The 17,460-nt window shown below is 63.9% G+C and carries 15 protein-coding genes; 7 read left to right on the top strand and 8 right to left on the bottom strand.

The features are described 5' to 3' along the window. Window positions 1–192: 192 nt before the first annotated feature. Window positions 193–831 (bottom strand): peroxiredoxin, encoded by a 639-nt coding sequence (locus KSS95_RS04065; RefSeq protein ID WP_217851878.1) that lies wholly within the window; start codon window positions 829–831, stop codon window positions 193–195. A gap of 165 nt (window positions 832–996) precedes the next feature. Beyond that, window positions 997–2,352 (bottom strand): OprD family porin, encoded by a 1,356-nt coding sequence (locus KSS95_RS04060; RefSeq protein WP_217851876.1) that lies wholly within the window; start codon window positions 2,350–2,352, stop codon window positions 997–999. A gap of 619 nt (window positions 2,353–2,971) precedes the next feature. Here KSS95_RS04060 and tauA point away from each other — a divergent pair. Genes tauA through tauD form a run of 4 tightly spaced genes read left to right on the top strand, consistent with a single transcriptional unit; the run spans window position 2,972 to window position 6,460 of the window. Next, window positions 2,972–3,943, top strand: coding sequence for a taurine ABC transporter substrate-binding protein (gene tauA, locus KSS95_RS04055; RefSeq protein WP_217851874.1), 972 nt, complete (start codon window positions 2,972–2,974; stop codon window positions 3,941–3,943). 18 nt (window positions 3,944–3,961) lie between these two features. Beyond that, entirely contained in the window at window positions 3,962–4,741 is a 780-nt protein-coding gene (gene tauB, locus KSS95_RS04050) for a taurine ABC transporter ATP-binding subunit (protein ID WP_217851872.1), read from the top strand. Continuing rightward, a complete protein-coding gene (gene tauC / locus KSS95_RS04045; RefSeq protein WP_217851870.1) occupies window positions 4,738–5,577 on the top strand; it encodes a taurine ABC transporter permease TauC in 840 nt (279 codons plus the stop codon). Before tauB ends, tauC begins: the two co-directional genes overlap by 4 nt. A gap of 49 nt (window positions 5,578–5,626) precedes the next feature. Further along, complete coding sequence (gene tauD, locus KSS95_RS04040) at window positions 5,627–6,460, top strand: taurine dioxygenase (protein WP_217851869.1); 834 nt, start codon at window positions 5,627–5,629, stop codon at window positions 6,458–6,460. A gap of 133 nt (window positions 6,461–6,593) precedes the next feature. On the opposite strand, the gene betT is transcribed toward tauD, so the two are convergent. Both betT and epsC read right to left on the bottom strand, forming a co-directional pair. Then, window positions 6,594–8,555, bottom strand: coding sequence for a choline transporter BetT (gene betT, locus KSS95_RS04035; RefSeq protein WP_217853927.1), 1,962 nt, complete (start codon window positions 8,553–8,555; stop codon window positions 6,594–6,596). A 331-nt stretch (window positions 8,556–8,886) separates the two neighbouring features. Beyond that, complete coding sequence (gene epsC / locus KSS95_RS04030; RefSeq protein ID WP_217851868.1) at window positions 8,887–9,819, bottom strand: serine O-acetyltransferase EpsC; 933 nt, start codon at window positions 9,817–9,819, stop codon at window positions 8,887–8,889. A 294-nt stretch (window positions 9,820–10,113) separates the two neighbouring features. On the opposite strand from epsC, the gene tcyJ reads away from it, so the two are divergent. Genes tcyJ through tcyN form a run of 3 tightly spaced genes read left to right on the top strand, consistent with a single transcriptional unit; the run spans window position 10,114 to window position 12,349 of the window. Beyond that, window positions 10,114–10,920 (top strand): cystine ABC transporter substrate-binding protein, encoded by an 807-nt coding sequence (gene tcyJ, locus KSS95_RS04025; RefSeq protein ID WP_217851867.1) that lies wholly within the window; start codon window positions 10,114–10,116, stop codon window positions 10,918–10,920. Then, window positions 10,917–11,585, top strand: coding sequence for a cystine ABC transporter permease (gene tcyL / locus KSS95_RS04020; protein WP_217851865.1), 669 nt, complete (start codon window positions 10,917–10,919; stop codon window positions 11,583–11,585). The genes tcyJ and tcyL overlap by 4 nt, the downstream gene beginning before the upstream one ends. A 2-nt stretch (window positions 11,586–11,587) precedes the next feature. Further along, window positions 11,588–12,349 (top strand): L-cystine ABC transporter ATP-binding protein TcyN, encoded by a 762-nt coding sequence (tcyN, locus tag KSS95_RS04015; protein WP_217851863.1) that lies wholly within the window; start codon window positions 11,588–11,590, stop codon window positions 12,347–12,349. Between the two features lie 18 nt (window positions 12,350–12,367). Here the strand turns inward: tcyN and KSS95_RS04010 are convergent, their stop codons facing one another. The 4 genes from KSS95_RS04010 to rho all read right to left on the bottom strand — a co-directional run bounded on the left by KSS95_RS04010 (window position 12,368) and on the right by rho (window position 17,205). Then, the gene (locus KSS95_RS04010) at window positions 12,368–13,018 is read right to left on the bottom strand and encodes a gamma-glutamylcyclotransferase (protein WP_217851861.1); all 651 of its coding nucleotides are present in this window, start codon (window positions 13,016–13,018) and stop codon (window positions 12,368–12,370) included. 298 nt (window positions 13,019–13,316) lie between these two features. Beyond that, window positions 13,317–14,285, bottom strand: a complete 969-nt coding sequence (locus KSS95_RS04005) for a CDP-6-deoxy-delta-3,4-glucoseen reductase (protein ID WP_217851859.1) — start codon at window positions 14,283–14,285, stop codon at window positions 13,317–13,319. Next, window positions 14,285–15,751 (bottom strand): 4-hydroxy-3-polyprenylbenzoate decarboxylase, encoded by a 1,467-nt coding sequence (ubiD, locus tag KSS95_RS04000; protein ID WP_217851857.1) that lies wholly within the window; start codon window positions 15,749–15,751, stop codon window positions 14,285–14,287. The genes KSS95_RS04005 and ubiD overlap by 1 nt, the downstream gene beginning before the upstream one ends. 194 nt (window positions 15,752–15,945) lie before the next feature. Continuing rightward, window positions 15,946–17,205: a transcription termination factor Rho gene (gene rho / locus KSS95_RS03995; protein WP_011536308.1), complete on the bottom strand. Its 1,260-nt coding sequence runs from the start codon at window positions 17,203–17,205 to the stop codon at window positions 15,946–15,948. Between the last annotated feature and the right edge of the window lie 255 nt (window positions 17,206–17,460).

The raw sequence follows: 17,460 nt of genomic DNA, 5'->3' as shown, positions 1-17,460 counted from the left end.
GCGGCCTTGAGTCGCGAAAGGGCTGCGCAGCAGCCCCCGGTCTTGCCCAGTGATGCCGAGAATCCCGGGGCCGCCTTGCGGCCCTTTCGCGACACAAGGCCGCCCCTGCAGGGGACACGGAGGCATAAAAAAGGGCCGTCGAAACGGCCCGAAGATCCCTGCTTGGCTAAGAGCAATGCAACGAGGAATTCATCAGCGGTTGGGCTGCGGGGTCAGGCGCAGGTAGGGTTTGACCGCGCGGTAACCTTTGGGGAAGCGCTGCCGGATCTCGTCCTCGTCCTTGAGCGACGGCACGATCACCACCTCGTCGCCGTCCTGCCAGTTGGCGGGGGTGGCGACCTTGTGGTTGTCGGTCAGTTGCAGCGAGTCGATCACCCGCAGGATCTCGTTGAAGTTGCGCCCGGTACTGGCCGGATAAGTGATGGTCAGGCGCACCTTCTTGTTCGGGTCGATCACGAACAGCGAACGCACGGTGAGGGTGTCGCTGGCGTTGGGGTGGATCAGGTCGTACAGGTCGGAGACCTTGCGGTCGGCGTCGGCGATGATCGGGAAGTTGACCACGGTGTTCTGGGTCTCGTTGATGTCGTCGATCCACTTGTGGTGCGAATCCACCGGGTCCACCGACAGCGCGATGGCCTTGACCCCGCGCTGGGCGAATTGGTCCTTGAGCTTGGCGGTCAGGCCCAGCTCGGTGGTGCACACCGGAGTGAAGTCGGCCGGATGGGAGAACAGCACGCCCCAGCTGTTGCCCAACCATTCGTGGAAGCGGATCTTGCCGGCGCTGGAATCCTGTTCGAAATCGGGGGCGATGTCGCCGAGTTTGAGGCTCATGGAAGCGGCTCCTGTGCTGTGTCTGGCCTTGTAGGTTCAATGTGCCTGCTTCTGGTTAAAAACAAAAAGAATAAATGTCGATTTATTTATAACCATAATGAATACGAATGTGCAGGCACAAAAAAGCCTCGCATCAGGCGAGGCTTTCTTGCGTAGCGCTACGACTTACATGAAGGCGTAAGTGTAGTTGACGATGAAGCGAGTCTGGTCCTGGTCGGCAGCCGAACCCGAACCGGTGCCGCGGTAGACACCCTGGCGCAGGCTGAAGCCCAGGCCTTTGAGGGCGCCGCCCTGCAGGACGTAGTCGATGCGCGCGTCACGTTCCCACTCGCTGAAGGTGCCGTGGCCATTGGTGGCACGGCCGTCTTCACCACGCAGGTAGGAGACGGACGCCTTCAGGCCTGGAACGCCCAGGCCAGCGAAGTCGTAGGAGTACTGGCCGAAGGTGGTGTTTTCACCGGCCTTGGCGAACTGGTTGATCATGCTGTCGGAGAACAGGTAGAAGCTCGCGCCGCCGTTACCTTCCAGCGGGGAGTTCGAACCGTCCTTGCGCACGTTGCCCTGGTTCAGCCAGACGAAGCCGCCGTCATCGCTGATTTGCTGGTGACCCAGCATCAACGCGTGGCTACCCAGGGTATAGGTGAACATCGCCGACCAGGTCTTGTTGTCGACTTCGCCGGCATGCTTGGCGTAGCCGCCGTTGTTGCCGAAGGCATAGCCGGTCTCGCCGTTCTTGCCGTCCTTGCTGCTGTCGAAGTAGCGCAGGTCGGTCTTGAACGACTGGTTCTGGTCGATCTGGTAAACGTGGGTCAGGCCCAGGAAGTGCTGCTTGTAGTAGTCTTCCAGGTTCGAGTAGTAGTACTGCAGGGTCAGGTCTTTGGTGACCTTCCAGTCGCCACCGGCGAACTGGAACTTGTTGCTGTCGCGGAACGCGCCACTGCCGGAAACAGCCAGGCCGGTACGGTTGCTCGAGGCACGACCCATGGCGTGGGTCAGCTGGCCCGCGTTGATGGTCAGGTTGTCGATCTCTTTGGTCTGCAGGGTGCCACCTTCGAAGGTTTGCGGCAGCAGACGACCATCGTTGGACACCAGGATCGGCAGGTTGGGCGCCAGGGCGCTGCCGTAGTGAACTTCGGTCTTGGAGAAGCGCGCCTTGGCGTTGGCGCCGAAGCGGGCCCACTGGGCCACGGAGGAGCCGTTGCTCTCGCTCGGCATGAAGGTGCTGCCATCCTGGTGGTAGCCCTTGCCGCCATCCAGGTGGATGCCCCACAGGGCCTGGGCATCGACACCAAAGCCGACGGTGCCTTGGGTGAAGCCGGAGATGTAGTCAAGCTTGAAGCCCTGACCCGACTCACGCGCGTCTGGGCGTGGCTTGCTGCCATGCGCTTCACGGTTGTCGTTGTTGAAGTACATGGTGCGCGAGCTCACGGACAGCTTGCTGTCCTCGATGAACCCTGCAGCGCCTGCTTGTTGGGCGAGAACCCCCAGTGCCACGGCCAGGGCCAGGCTGGACTTGTACATGTTTTGCTCCTCTACGTTCTAATTTTTGTGCGTCTCAAGTGGTGGGATCTGCTGCCCCACTCACCCGGATCGGCGATTTAGCACCAAAGCGTGACCGCCAAGTCAACCAAAACAGGTCGATTCGCGACTTTCGTCTAAGGCCGCCTCCTGCGCTACAGGATAATGACAATCCTATAAATCCAAAATGACCGTTTTATGAATCTGTAAGATTTTTACGGAATAACTTTGGAACCTTTACTGCCAAAAGTTGTATCGACGACGTCAATAATACCTTTAGGTTATTTGCAAACGTTTGCCGGCAGGCTGACCGACGGCCGGCAAGCGCAACCGGAAAAGCCTAGCAGCCCCCCGCGATCGCGCCAGCCAGGCCCCGGCTACGCCGGTGTTCGCCGGCAAGGCCGGCTCCTACGGTATGTGTGGCCAGCCGCGGACCTGTAGGAGCCAGCCTTGCTGGCGAAGCAGGCGCCGCGGTGTTCGCCCGCAAACCGGTTCTACCTCTGTACGCCGACAAGTCCGACACCGACTAAGCTAATGCAAAAAAGTTATTTATTTTCATTTTCTTAGATCACTTAGGCTTCTCGCCATCCATTCCCCCGAATGCCTGACGAGAGGTTCAACCATGATCCCGCACGCCCCGCTGCGCCTGTTCGCCGCCCTGACCCTCGCCAGCGCCAGCTGGGTAGCCCAGGCCGCGGACCTGACCGTGGCCTACCAGACCACCGTCGACCCGGCCAAGGTCGCCCAGGTCGATGGCGCCTATGAAAAGGCCAGCCAGGCCAGTATCGACTGGCGCAAGTTCGACAACGGCGCCGATGTGATCACCGCCGTGGCCAGCGGCGACGTGCAGATTGGCTATCTGGGCTCCAGCCCGCTGGCCGCCGCCGCCACCCGCAAGCTGCCGGTCGAGACGTTCCTGATTGCCACCCAGATCGGCGCTGGCGAAGCCCTGGTCGCCCGCGACAGCATCAAGACCCCGCAGGACCTGGTCGGCAAGAAGATCGCCGTGCCGTTCGTTTCCACCGGCCACTACAGCCTGCTGGCCGCGCTCAAGGGCTGGAACATCGACCCGTCGAAAGTGCAGATCCTCAACCTGGCGCCGCCGGCGATCATCGCCGCCTGGAAACGCGGCGACATCGACGCCACCTACGTCTGGGACCCAGCCCTGGGCGTGGCCAAGGAAAACGGCAAGGTGCTGATCACCTCGGGCGAGCTGGCCACCAAGGGCGCGCCGACCTTCGATGCCTGGATCGTGCGCAAGGACTTCGCCAGCAAGCACCCAGAGATCGTCAAGGCCTTCGCCAAGGTCACCCTCGACGCCTACGCCGACTACCGCAACGACCCGCAAGCCTGGCTGGCCGACCAGGCCAACGTCGCCAAGCTGGCCAAGCTGTCCGGGGCCAAGCCCGCTGATATCCCGGTGCTGCTGCAGGGCAACGTCTACCCGCTGGCCGCCGACCAGGCCAGCGCCCTCGGCGCACCGACCACCCAGGCGCTGCGCGATACCGCGACCTTCCTCAAGCAGCAAGGCAAGGTCGACGCGGTACTGCCGGACTACGCGCCCTACGTCAGCGCCCAGTACCTCCCCAACTGATACCGCCCGGAGCCCGTCATGGCCTTGCTCGAACTGGAGCGCATCAGCGCACAGTACCCCGGCGCCAGCACCCCGGTGCTGGCCGACATCAACCTGAGCCTGGGGCCGCGCCAGTTGCTGGTGGCCCTCGGCCCTTCCGGCAGCGGCAAGACCTCGCTGCTCAACCTGATCGCCGGCTTCGTCGCCCCCAGCGGCGGGCGCATCAGCCTCGACGGCGTGCCGGTGCAAGGCCCTGGGGCCGAGCGCGGCGTGGTGTTCCAGGACGATGCCCTGCTGCCCTGGCAGGATGTGCTGGGCAACGTCGCCTTCGGCCTCGAGCTGGCCGGCGTGCCCCGTGCCCAGCGTCAAGCCAAGGCCCGCGAGATGCTGGCGCTGGTCGACCTGGCCGGCTTCGGCGAGCGGCGCATCTGGCAACTGTCCGGCGGGCAGAAGCAACGCGTGGGCCTGGCCCGTGCGCTGGCCGCCGACCCACGGGTGCTGTTGATGGACGAGCCGTTCGGCGCCCTCGATGCCTTTACCCGCGAACAGATGCAGGAGCTGCTGCTGCAGGTCTGGCAGCGCACCGCCAAGCCAGTATTCCTGATCACCCACGACATCGAGGAAGCGGTGTTCCTCGCCACCGAGCTGGTGCTCCTGGCGCCCAATCCGGGGCGTGTGGTCGAGCGCCTGCAGTTGGACTTCGGCCAGCGCTATGCCGCTGGTGAGTCGGCCCGGGCGATCAAGTCCGATCCCCGTTTCATCGAAACCCGCGAGCACGTGCTGACGCGGGTGTTCTCGCAACGCCAGGAGTCCGCATGAGCAGCATCGAATTGCCGGCCGCCGCCAAGCAGGCACAACGCACGCCTCCTGTCGTGAAGACCCGCCAGCCCTTGTCGACCCGCTGGATCAGCGCCCTTACCCTGGCCGCCCTGCTGCTAGCGTGGTGGCTGGTAACCGCCGCCGGCTGGATCGAACCCCTGTTCCTGCCCTCGCCCGCCGACATTCTGGCCAAGGGCTGGACGCTGCTCACCCAGGGCTACATGGACGCCAGCCTGTGGCAGCACCTGGGCGCCAGCCTGGGGCGCATCGGCCTGGCCCTGCTCGGCGCGACCCTGACCGCCATCCCGGTAGGCCTGGCCATCGGCTACAACCGCGTGGCGCGGGGCATCCTCGATCCGCTGATCGAGTTCTACCGGCCGATCCCGCCCCTGGCCTACCTGCCATTGATCGTGATCTGGTGCGGCATCGGCGAGCTGTCCAAGGTGCTGTTGATCTACCTGGCGATCTTCGCCCCGATCGCCATCGCCACCGCCACCGGCGTGCGCACCGTCGACCCGGCCAAGCTGCGCGCCGCGCAGTCGCTGGGGGCGAGCAAGGCGCAGCTGATCCGCCACGTGATCCTGCCCAGTGCCTTGCCCGACATCCTCACCGGCATCCGCATCGGCCTTGGCGTCGGCTGGTCGACCCTGGTGGCCGCCGAGCTGATCGCCGCCACCAGCGGCCTGGGCTTCATGGTGCAGTCGGCGGCGCAGTTCCTGGTCACCGATGTCGTGGTGCTGGGCATCCTGCTGATCGCCTTGATCGCCTTCGCCCTGGAGATGGGCCTGCGCGCCCTGCAGCGCAAGCTGGTGCCCTGGCACGGGCAGAGCCATTGAGCAACGAATGACCACGCCGGCAACCCGGCACCTGCAACGAGAAAAAGACATGAGCCTGACCGTTACCCCCTTGAGCCCGGCCCTCGGCGCGCAGATCAGCGGCGTGGACATCAGCCGCGATATCACCGCCGAACAGCGTGACGCCATCGAGCAGGCGCTGCTCGAGCACCAAGTGCTGTTCTTTCGCGACCAGCCGATCACTCCCGCACAGCAGGCCCGCTTTGCCGCCCGCTTCGGCGACCTGCACATCCACCCGATCTATCCCAACGTGCCGGAAACGCCACAGGTGCTGATCCTCGACACCGCCGTCACCGATGTGCGCGACAACGCCGTGTGGCACACCGACGTGACCTTTTTACCGACCCCGGCACTGGGCGCGGTGCTCAGCGCCAAGCAATTGCCGGCCTATGGCGGCGACACCCTGTGGGCCAGCGGCATCGCCGCGTTCGAGGCGCTGTCGGCACCGCTGCGCGAGATGCTGGACGGTTTGAGCGCCACCCACGACTTCACCAAGTCGTTCCCGCTGGAGCGCTTCGGCACCACCGCCGAGGACCTGGCGCGCTGGGAAGCGACCCGGCGCAACAACCCGCCGCTGTCGCACCCGGTGGTGCGCACCCATCCAGTGAGCGGGCGCAAGGCATTGTTCGTCAACGAAGGGTTCACCACGCGCATCAACGAACTGAGCGAGCTGGAAAGCGAGGCGCTGCTCAAGCTGCTGTTCGCCCATGCGACGCGGCCGGAGTTCAGCATTCGCTGGCGTTGGCAGGAAAACGACGTGGCGTTCTGGGACAACCGCGTGACCCAGCATTTCGCGGTGGATGATTACCGGCCCAACCGGCGGGTGATGCACCGGGCGACCATCCTTGGGGATGCGCCGTTCTGACAGGCAGCCGGGAGGCCTTTGGCCTCCTTTCGCGACACAAGGCCGCTCCTACAGGAGATCGCGAACCCCTGTAGGAGCGGCCTTGCCGGGGCGCCGGGCCGGTCGGAAAGGGCCGCAAGGCGGCCCCAGCGATCTAACGGACCAGATGCAGGAACTGCATGTGCCGTTCGTACTGGTCGAGGATGTCGTTGATGATCTGCTCCTTGCTGTAGCCGACCAGGTCGTAGTTCTGGCTACCCTCGGACAAATGCACCTCCGCCCGGTAATAACGGCGGTTCTTCAACTCCTGCGTGCCCAGGCCGCCCAAGGCGAACGATGGGGTGAAATACCCACGCATCTGCACCTGGTAGATGAACGGCTGCTCCTCGCCATGGCCGATCTTCAGGCTGACGTTGTCGTGGCTCGGGTCGTCCTGGGTGATCAGCACCAGGCCCTTCTGCTCGAACACCTCACGCACGTCGGCGATCGCCGGGCGCACCACGTCGTCCATGAAGCGGTACACCTCGTCGCGTGACGGGAAGTGCACCGCCTGGCTCAGGCGCTGGCGCCAGCCGCCGCGACCACGCCGGGACTGGGCGAACGGCGCCAGCGAGTGCATCTGCGCGATCTGCCGCTGCGACTCGAGGTAGAAGGCCTTGTGCAGCCCCCACATCATGCACAGCAGGATCAGCGAGAACGGCAGCGAGGTCAGCACCACCGCCGACTTCAGCGAATCGATGCTGCCGGCGAACAACAGCCCGCTGGTGACCAGCGCGGTCATCGCGCCCCAGAAGATCCGCAGCCAGTTCGGCCCGTCTTCATCCGCACCGCCGCCCTTGGCCGACAAGGTCGACAGCACCACGGTGCCGGAGTCGGCCGAGGTGACGAAGAACACGAAGCTGATGAACACCGTCACGGCGATCACCGTCTTGCTCCACGGGTAAGTCTCCAGCAGCAGGTACAGGCTCATCGACGGGTTGTCGAGGGCCGACTGGCCAAGGGCGGTCATGCCGTGGTTGATCACCTGGTCCAGGGCGCTGTTGCCGAAGATAGACATCCACGCCAGGGTGAAGCCCAGCGGGATCAGCAGCACGCCGAAGACAAACTCGCGAATGGTGCGCCCGCGCGAGATGCGCGCGATGAACAGCCCGACGAAGGGCGCCCAGGCAATCCACCAGGCCCAGTAGAACACCGTCCAGCCGCCCAGCCAGTCGCGGTTCTCGCCGTAGGCATAGACGTCGAAGCTCTTGCGCGGCAAGGCGCCGAGGTAATCGCCAAGGTTCTGGATGAGCGTGTTGAACAGGTGCTGGGTGGGCCCGGCGAACAGCACGAACAACAGCAGCGCGCAGGCCAGGAACAGGTTGATGTCGCTCATCACCCGCACGCCCTTCTCCACCCCGGCGACCGCCACGGCCACCGCCGCGCCCATCATCAGGGTGATGAGGATCACCTGGATCCACTGGCTGTGGCTGATGCCGAACAGGTAGTCGAGGCCGGCATTCAGGTGCAGCACACCGAAGCCCATGTCGGCGCCCAGGCCGAACACCGTGGCGATGATGCCGAAGCCATCCACCGCGTAGCCGATCGGGCCGTTGATGCGCTTGCCGATCAGCGGGTACAGCGCCGAGCGCAGGGCCAGCGGCAGGTTGTGGCGATAGGCGAAGTAGGCCAGCGCCATACCGACGAAGGCGAACACGCCCCAGCCATGCAGGCCCCAGTGCAGGAACAGGATCTGCATCGCCTGGCGCCCGGCCTCGGCCGTGCCCGCCTCGCCCTGAGGCGGCTGCAGCATGTGGGTCAGGGGCTCGGAGACGCAGAAGAAGAACAGCGTGATGCTGATGCCGGCGGCGAACAGCATGCCGGCCCAGGACAGGTAGCTGAACTCGGGCTCGTCGTGGTCGGCACCGAGCTTGATCTTGCCGTAGCCGGACAGCGCGGTGACCACCACGAAGACCAGGTACAGGGTCATAGCCAGCATGTAGTACCAGCCGACCGTGTTGGCCGCCCAGTTCTGCGCCGCCAGCAACCACTCGCCCGCCGCTTGCGGATAGGCGATGACCACCAGGCCGAAGATGAGGATGAAACTTGCCGCGAAGTAGAACACGGGGGGGTTCATGCGGATCTTGCCGTTGGCAAGGTCGGGGGTCGGTGCACTCATGAAACGGGCACCTCGTCACGGGGCGTGAGGTTCGGATTGAACGGGTTCAGCAAAGGCAATCCCTCCTGATGAACACCGGCAATGGACCAGCGTTTTTCGTTGAACAAGCGTTCAAGTTAACCATGGATCGGCTTTCAATGCGACCCGATGCCGCTGGGCGGGCCACTGTCGGGGCAGTGTCGCAGGCCATCGCCGGCAAGCTGGATCCTACGCTCTAGACGACTTTGCGCTACAGAGTAGGAGCCGGCTTGGCGGCGAACAAATCAGAAAAAACAACAGCAATGGGTGATCAGTTCTTGTCCTGGCAATCGAGCTGCAAGTTGGCCTGGGTGATATTGCTTTCGGCCGGCACGCTGCGGGTCAGCCATACGTTGCCGCCGATGGTCGAACCCTTGCCGATGGTGATCCGCCCAAGAATGGTCGCGCCGGCATAGATCACCACGTCGTCCTCGACGATCGGGTGCCGCGCCAGGCCTTTGTGCAGGGTCCCTGACTCGTCGCTGGGGAAGCGCTTGGCGCCCAGGGTCACGGCCTGGTAGATGCGCACCCGCTCGCCGATGATCGCGGTCTCGCCGATGACCACGCCGGTGCCGTGGTCGATGAAGAAGCTCGGGCCGATCTGCGCGCCGGGATGGATGTCGATGCCGGTGGCCGAATGCGCCAGCTCCGAGCTGATCCGCGCCAGCAGCGGCAGGCCGGCGCGGTACAGGTGGTGAGCCAGGCGGTGGTGGATGATGGCGAGGATGCCCGGGTAGCACAGCAGCACCTCGTCGACGCTGCGCGCCGCCGGGTCACCGTGGTAGGCGGCCAGCACATCGGTGTCGAGCAGCACGCGCAGCGCCGGCAAGGCCGCGGCGAAGTCCTGGATCAGGCGCAAGGCATGGGCATCGACATCGCTAACCTCGGTCTTGCCGTGGCGCGCGGCGTAGCGCAGCTCCAGGCGCGCCTGGGCCAGCAGCGCGGTAAGCGCGGCATCGAGGGTGTGGCCGACGTAGAAGTCCTCGCTTTCCTCGCGCAGGTCCACCGGGCCCAGGCGCATCGGGAACAGCGCGCCGCACAACTGCTCGAGGATCTGGCGCAGCGCCTCGCGCGACGGCAGCTCGCGCCCACCCTGCTCGCCGCTGCTGCGGCCATTGCTGCTGCGCCACTGCTCGCGGGCGCTGCGCAGGCCACTGACGATGCCCTGCAATTGCCAATGCCCGATTGATGGTTGTTCGCTCACGGTGTTCTCCTGCCAGGCGGCTTTCTCGATATGCCCCGTCCCCCGTAGGAGCGGGTGTGAACACGATACGGCATATCCCCCCCTTGGAAAAAACAACGCTTTATTCCATCCTGCGCTAAGTCGGGCATAAGCAATGCTGACGGGCTTTCCATTCATGGCTACCCTCAATGCTGCCAATGCATGCCAAAAGGCAATATGGGAATAACAAACTGTTTTTTTATTATTTCCCAGCCTATGCAGCCCACCTCTATAGTCGCCACCTCACTACTTCCACAACAAGCGCGGGGCCTGCCAATGACCAGATTCACCAAACCCCTTCTCAATGCCAGCCTGGCGCTGCTGCTCGGCACCGGCCTGCTTGGCCAGGCGTTCGCCGGCGAGCAACTGAAGACCATCCAGGAAAAGGGCGTGATCAACGTCGGCCTGGAAGGCACCTACCCACCGTTCAGCTTCCAGGATGAGAATGGCAAGCTGGCCGGCTTCGAAGTCGAGCTGTCCGAACTGCTGGCCAAGGAGCTGGGCGTCAAGGCCAAGGTACAGCCGACCAAATGGGACGGCATCCTCGCTGCCCTGGAGTCCAAGCGCCTGGACGTGGTGATCAACCAGGTGACCATCTCCGAAGAGCGCAAGAAGAAGTACGACTTCTCCGAGCCTTACACTGTTTCCGGCATTCAGGCCCTGGTGCTCAAGGGCAGTGACAACGAGAAGAACATCAAGACCGCCGCGGACCTCGGTGGCAAGAAGGTCGGTGTCGGCCTGGGCACCAACTATGAGCAATGGGTGAAACAGGATGTGCCGACAGCCGATGTGCGCACCTACGAAGATGACCCCACCAAGTTCGCAGACCTGCGCAATGGCCGTATCGACGCCATCCTGATCGACCGCCTGGCCGCCCTCGAGTACGTGCAGAAAACCGCCAAGGACAAGAAACCGACCGCACTGGCCGGCGAGAAATTCTCCAAGCTGGAGTCGGGTGTTGCCCTGCGCAAGGGCGAACCTGAGCTGCTCGCTGCGCTGAACAAGGCCATCGACAAGCTCAAGGCCGACGGCTCGCTGGCCAAGCTGTCCGAGAAATACTTCGGTGCCGATGTCACCAAATGATCGCTGAAAGCCTGCAACTCGTTGTCGATTCCGCGCCCTTCCTGCTCAAGGGCGCGGGCTATACCGTAGTGCTCAGCGTCGGCGGCATGTTCTTCGGCCTGGTGCTGGGCTTTGCCCTGGCGCTGATGCGCCTGTCGAAGATCCTGCCGCTGGACTGGCTGGCACGCATCTACGTGTCGTTCTTCCGCGGCACACCGCTGCTGGTGCAGCTGTTCGTGATCTACTTCGGCCTGCCGCAGATCGGCATCGAGCTCGACCCGATCCCGGCCTCGCTGATCGGCTTGTCGCTCAACATGGCGGCGTATATCTGCGAAATCCTCCGCGCGGCGATCTCCTCGATCGACCGCGGCCAGTGGGAAGCCGCGGCCAGCATCGGCATGACCCGTACCCAGGCCATGCGCCGGGCGATCCTGCCGCAGGCGCTGCGCACCGCCCTGCCACCACTGGGCAACAGCTTCATCTCGCTGGTCAAGGACACCGCCCTGGCGGCGACCATCCAGGTGCCCGAGCTGTTCCGCCAGGCGCAGTTGATCACCGCCCGGACCTTCGAAGTCTTCACCATGTACCTGGCCGTTGCCGTCGTCTACTGGATCCTGTGCAGTATCCTGGCGCACTTGCAGAACCGCATGGAAGCACGGGTCAACCAGCACGACCAGGAGCACTGAAGATGATCGTAGTAGAAGGCCTGACCAAGCAGTTCAAGGGCCAGACCGTGCTCAAGGGCATCGACCTGACCGTGCAGCCCGGCGAAGTGGTGGCCATCATCGGCCCCAGCGGCTCGGGCAAGACCACCTTCCTGCGCTGCCTGAACCTGCTGGAGACGCCCGATGCCGGGCGGATCCAGATCGGTGATATCAGCATCGACGCCAACCGCCCGCTGGGCAGCCAGCAAGGGGCGATTCGGCGCCTGCGCCAGCAGGCCGGGTTCGTGTTCCAGAACTTCAACCTGTTCCCCCACCGCACCGCCCTGGAGAACGTCATCGAAGGGCCGGTGATCGTCAAGAAGACCCCACGGGACAAAGCCATCGAGCTGGGCAAGCGCTTGCTGGCCAAGGTCGGCCTGGCGGGCAAGGAAGACGCCTATCCACGGCGCCTGTCCGGTGGCCAGCAGCAGCGGGTGGCCATCGCCCGCGCCCTGGCCATGGAGCCGGAGGTGATCCTGTTCGACGAGCCCACCTCGGCGCTCGACCCCGAGCTGGTGGGCGAGGTGCTGGCGACCATCCGCGGCCTGGCCGAGGAAAAGCGCACGATGATCATCGTCACCCACGAGATGAGCTTCGCCCGCGACGTGGCCAACCGGGTGATCTTCTTCGACAAGGGGGTGATCGTCGAGCAAGGCGAGGCCAAGGCGTTGTTCGCCAACCCGCAGGAGGAACGCACTCGGCAGTTCCTGCGCAAGTTCCTCGGCACCGCCGCCGCCCAGGACTGACCGGCAGCCGCGCGGGGCTCAGGCCTCGCGCAGGTTGTGGCACCGGCGAAAGCGCGCTTCCAGGTTGCGATCGGGCATCTGGTGGCTGCGCAGGGCGTTGAGGGTCTGTTCCACATAATCCCGGGTACTGCCATAGCGCCCCTTGGCGCTGGCGAGAATCTGGCTGAACAGGGTGTCCGGCAGGTTGCCGGCGTAGCACGGCAGGTGCCGCTCCAGCACAAAGCCCAACGCCTGCACCTTGCTACCATCGCCCAGGCGGCAGCTGAGCCAGTGTGGACGATAGGCCGGGTACGGCATTTCGCGCTGCCACAGGGCCATGAGCGAGTCGTCGAGGTTGCTTTCATCCAGGCGGTAGGCGAAACCGCTGCAGGAACCACCACGGTCCAGGCCGAACACCAGGCCCGGGCACTCTGGGGTGCCACGGTGCTCGTGGGACCATAGGTACAGGCCACGGTGGTAGCCATGCACCCGTGCCCGCTGACGCTCGATCGAGTTGCATTCGGGGCGCCAGATCAATGAACCGTAGGCGAACAGCCAAACTGGGCCGCCCTCATGCTGGGACATGGTGTCCTGCATCGAGCGCTGCAGTTGTTCGGCGGTGAGTTGTTGGCCGAAGTCGAGCGACGGCGGATAGGAGACTTGCCAGGATGAACTTTCAAGTGTCGACATGAGCTGCCGCCATTATTTCCTGTGAACTACTAAAGTGCAGGTATTGCCGTATCTGTTCGGCGGCTATCGCTGGGGAGCGGGCTTGCCCCGCGATGGGCGTTGCACCTAACGTAAGACAGAAGGTACTTTGCACTCAACCCCAAAAACAGGATTTCATTAAAGCATCCGCTGAACGGAAACTAATAGTCCGAGTATAGCGAAACTTATTACCGGCACCGGTAACAATCCCCGCCCTATAATCAAGCGCAAAACGCTTGGTTATTAAACCCGGCACACTCTCGCGGCGTGCCAGGTTGTTTCAACCCCGCGGCGCGTAAGCGAATACGTCGGCGCGCATGCGATGGGCATCCATACCCGCCTCGACCAGGGCATCGAGGGTGGCATAGACCATGTTCGGCGAGCCGCTGGCGTAGACATGCACCTGGTTGAGGTCGGCAATGTCCTCGCACACCGCTTCGTGCAACAGGCCGCAACGCCCTTCCCAACCGCACAGGTCGCTGACCACCTTGTGCAGGAACAGGTTCGGCAGGCGCTCCCACTCGTCCCAGTGCTCGATCTGGTAGAAATCCTCGGGCCGGCGCACGCCCCAGTACAGGTGCACCGGGTGCTTGAAGCCCTTGGCCCGGCAGTGCTCGACCAGGCTGTGCATCTGGCCCATGCCGGTGCCCGCGGCAATCAGCACCAACGGGCCATCGGGCAGCTCGGCCAGGTGGGCGTCGCCAAATGGCAGCTCGACCCGGGCGATGCCGGTGCGCTGCAACTGCTCGATCAACTGCACCGCGCTGCTTTCGCGGGCCAGCACATGCAGCTCGAGGTCGCGCCCGCCATGGGGCGCCGAGGCCAGGGAGAACGCTGCCTTGTCCATGCCCTCGCGCTCGATCATCAGGTACTGCCCGGCGTGATAGCGCGGCACCTTGCCGGCCGGCGCGCGCAGGCGCACGCGCCAGACGTCGCCACCGACCTCGCGGCACTCGCTCAGGGTACAGGCCAGCTTGCGCACCGGCAGCTCGCCCAGGGCCAGCACACCATCCCACAGCAACACGCAGTCCTCCAGCGGCTCGGCGATGCAGGTGAACAGCTCACCGTGGTCGCGGACCTGGCCTTCCTGGCGCACACGGCCTTCGACCAGCAGCGCGGCACACACATGGCAGTTACCGTTGCGGCAGCTGTTCGGGCAGTCGTAGCCCAGGCGCCGCGCGGCATCCAGAATCCTTTCACCCGGTTCGACCGCCAGTACCGCCCCGGAAGGCTGCAAGGTTACCTGCATCAATCTATTCCCAACTGGTCCCACAACTCATCGATACGGCGGGTGACGGCCTCGTCCTTGACGATGACCCGACCCCATTCGCGTGTAGTCTCGCCCGGCCACTTGTGGGTGGCATCCAGGCCCATCTTCGACCCCAGCCCCGATACCGGCGACGCAAAGTCGAGGTAGTCGATCGGGGTGTTGTCGATCATCACCGTATCACGCTTGGGGTCCATGCGCGTGGTGATGGCCCAGATCACATCGTTCCAGTCGCGGGCGTTGATATCGTCGTCGGTTACGATAACGAACTTGGTGTACATGAACTGTCGCAGGAACGACCAAACACCCAACATCACGCGCTTGGCGTGGCCCGGGTACTGCTTCTTCATGGTCACCACCGCCATGCGGTACGAGCAGCCTTCCGGCGGCAGGTAGAAGTCGGTGATTTCGGGGAACTGCTTCTGCAGGATCGGCACGAACACTTCGTTCAGCGCCACGCCGAGGATCGCCGGCTCATCCGGCGGCCGGCCGGTGTAGGTGCTGTGGTAGATCGGCTTGTGCCGGTGGGTGATGCGCTCGACGGTGAACACCGGGAAGCTGTCCACTTCGTTGTAGTAGCCGGTATGGTCGCCGTATGGCCCTTCCGGGGCCATTTCGCCGGGGTGGATCACCCCCTCGAGGATGATCTCGGCGGTGGCTGGCACCTGCAGGTCGCTGCCGCGGCACTTGACCAACTCCGTGCGGTTGCCCCGCAGCAGGCCGGCAAAGGCGTATTCGGACAGGGTGTCCGGCACCGGGGTCACGGCGCCGAGGATGGTCGCAGGGTCGGCGCCCAGGGCCACGGCCACCGGGAAGGGTTGCCCAGGGTGCTTTTCGCACCACTCGCGGTAGTCCAGCGCGCCGCCCCGGTGGCTCAGCCAGCGCATGATCACCTTGTTGCGGCCGATCACCTGCTGGCGGTAGATGCCGAGGTTCTGGCGCTCCTTGTTCGGCCCGCGGGTCACGGTCAGGCCCCAGGTAATCAGCGGCGCCACGTCGCCCGGCCAGCAGTGCTGGATCGGCAACTGGCCAAGGTCGACGTCGTCGCCCTCGACCACCACTTCCTGGCACACGGCATCCTTGACCACCTTGGGCGCCATCGACACGACCTTCTTGAAGATCGGCAGCTTCGACCAGGCATCCTTGAGGCCCTTCGGCGGCTCGGGTTCCTTGAGGAACGCCAGCAGCTTGCCGATTTCGCGCAGCTCGGCGGTGGACTCGGCGCCCATGCCCATGGCCACGCGTTCGGGGGTGCCGAACAGGTTGCCCAGTACCGGGATGTCGAAGCCGGTGGGCTTTTCGAACAGCAAGGCCGGGCCCTTGGCGCGCAGGGTGCGGTCGCAGACTTCGGTCATTTCCAGTACAGGGGAGATGGGAACCTGGATGCGCTTGAGTTCACCGCGCTGTTCCAGGCCACGGATGAAGTCGCGCAAGTCGCGATACTGCATGCAAGAGCCTCGTGTGGGGGCGTGTCGGTCGGGTGGCAGAGTGTAGCGCCGTTCGGCCGTGCGTTGGGGCAAAAATGAAAAGGGGCCGCTTCGCGTCCCATCGCCGGCAAGCCGGCTCCTACAGGGTTCGTGTAGGAGCCGGCTTGCCGGCGATGGGCTGCAAAGCAGCCCCATTCAATGCCTGGTCGGGAAGCTTACTTGCGCTTCATCGACAGGAAGAACTCGTCGTTGGTCTTGGTCTGCTTGAGCTTGTCGACCAGGAACTCGATGGCGGCGATCTCGTCCATCGGGTGCAGCAGCTTGCGCAGGATCCACATGCGCTGCAGTTCGTCGTCGGCGGTCAGCAGCTCTTCGCGGCGAGTACCGGACTTGTTGATGTTGATGGCCGGGAACACGCGCTTCTCGGCGATGCGGCGGTCCAGCGGCAGCTCCATGTTGCCGGTACCCTTGAACTCTTCGTAGATCACTTCGTCCATCTTCGAGCCGGTTTCCACCAGCGCGGTGGCGATGATGGTCAGCGAACCGCCTTCCTCGATGTTACGGGCGGCACCGAAGAAGCGCTTGGGCTTTTCCAGGGCGTGGGCGTCGACACCACCGGTCAGGACCTTGCCGGAGCTCGGGATCACGGTGTTGTAGGCGCGCGCCAGACGGGTGATGGAGTCGAGCAGGATGACCACGTCCTTCTTGTGCTCGACCAGGCGCTTGGCCTTCTCGATGACCATTTCGGCAACCTGCACGTGGCGGGTCGGCGGCTCGTCGAAGGTCGAGGCGACCACTTCGCCGCGCACGGTGCGCTGCATCTCGGTCACTTCTTCCGGGCGCTCGTCGATCAGCAGGACGATCAGGTGGCACTCGGGGTTGTTACGGGTGATGTTGGCCGCGATGTTCTGCAGCATGATGGTCTTACCGGCCTTGGGCGGTGCGACGATCAGGCCACGCTGGCCCTTGCCGATGGGGGCGCAGAGGTCGATGACTCGACCGGTGAGGTCCTCGGTGGAACCGTTGCCCGCTTCCATCTTCAGGCGCTTGTTGGGGAACAGCGGCGTCAGGTTTTCGAACAGGATCTTGTTCTTGGCGTTTTCCGGACGGTCGAAGTTGATGGTGTCGACCTTCAGCAGCGCGAAGTAACGCTCGCCTTCTTTCGGTGGGCGGATCTTGCCGACGATGGTGTCGCCGGTGCGCAGGTTGAAACGGCGGATCTGGCTGGGCGAAACGTAGATGTCGTCAGGGCCGGCCAGGTACGAGGCATCCGCCGAACGCAGGAAACCGAAACCATCCTGGAGAATCTCCAGCACGCCGTCACCCGAGATCTCTTCGCCGCTTTTCGCGTGCTTTTTCAGCAGGGCGAAAATCACGTCCTGTTTGCGCGAACGGGCCATGTTTTCGATGCCCATCTGTTCGGCCATTTCCAAAAGATCGGTAATCGGCTTTTGCTTGAGTTCTGTCAGGTTCATAAGGGGAGTGACGTAATCATGTAAGGAAGGGAAAAATTAAGCATGTGGCTTAATGAGGCCGCGCCGCTAGATGGCGACAGGATCGCGTACTGATTCGAATTAGGGATGCTTCGGCGACGGCGTGCAGAGGGCACTGGAGAAGCAGTGCGAGGCCGAATGTAACACTTGCTTTTTTCGACGTCTAGTGGTTTTGCCCACTGATTTCCGGGGCTATCCGCCTGGATAGGCCTGAGCCCGCGGCGCGCCGCACAACAA

Source organism: Pseudomonas muyukensis (assembly GCF_019139535.1).
GTDB lineage: Bacteria > Pseudomonadota > Gammaproteobacteria > Pseudomonadales > Pseudomonadaceae > Aquipseudomonas > Aquipseudomonas muyukensis.
Note: the sequence above shows the minus strand (reverse complement) of the source record. Positions and strands in the feature narration are given on the sequence as shown.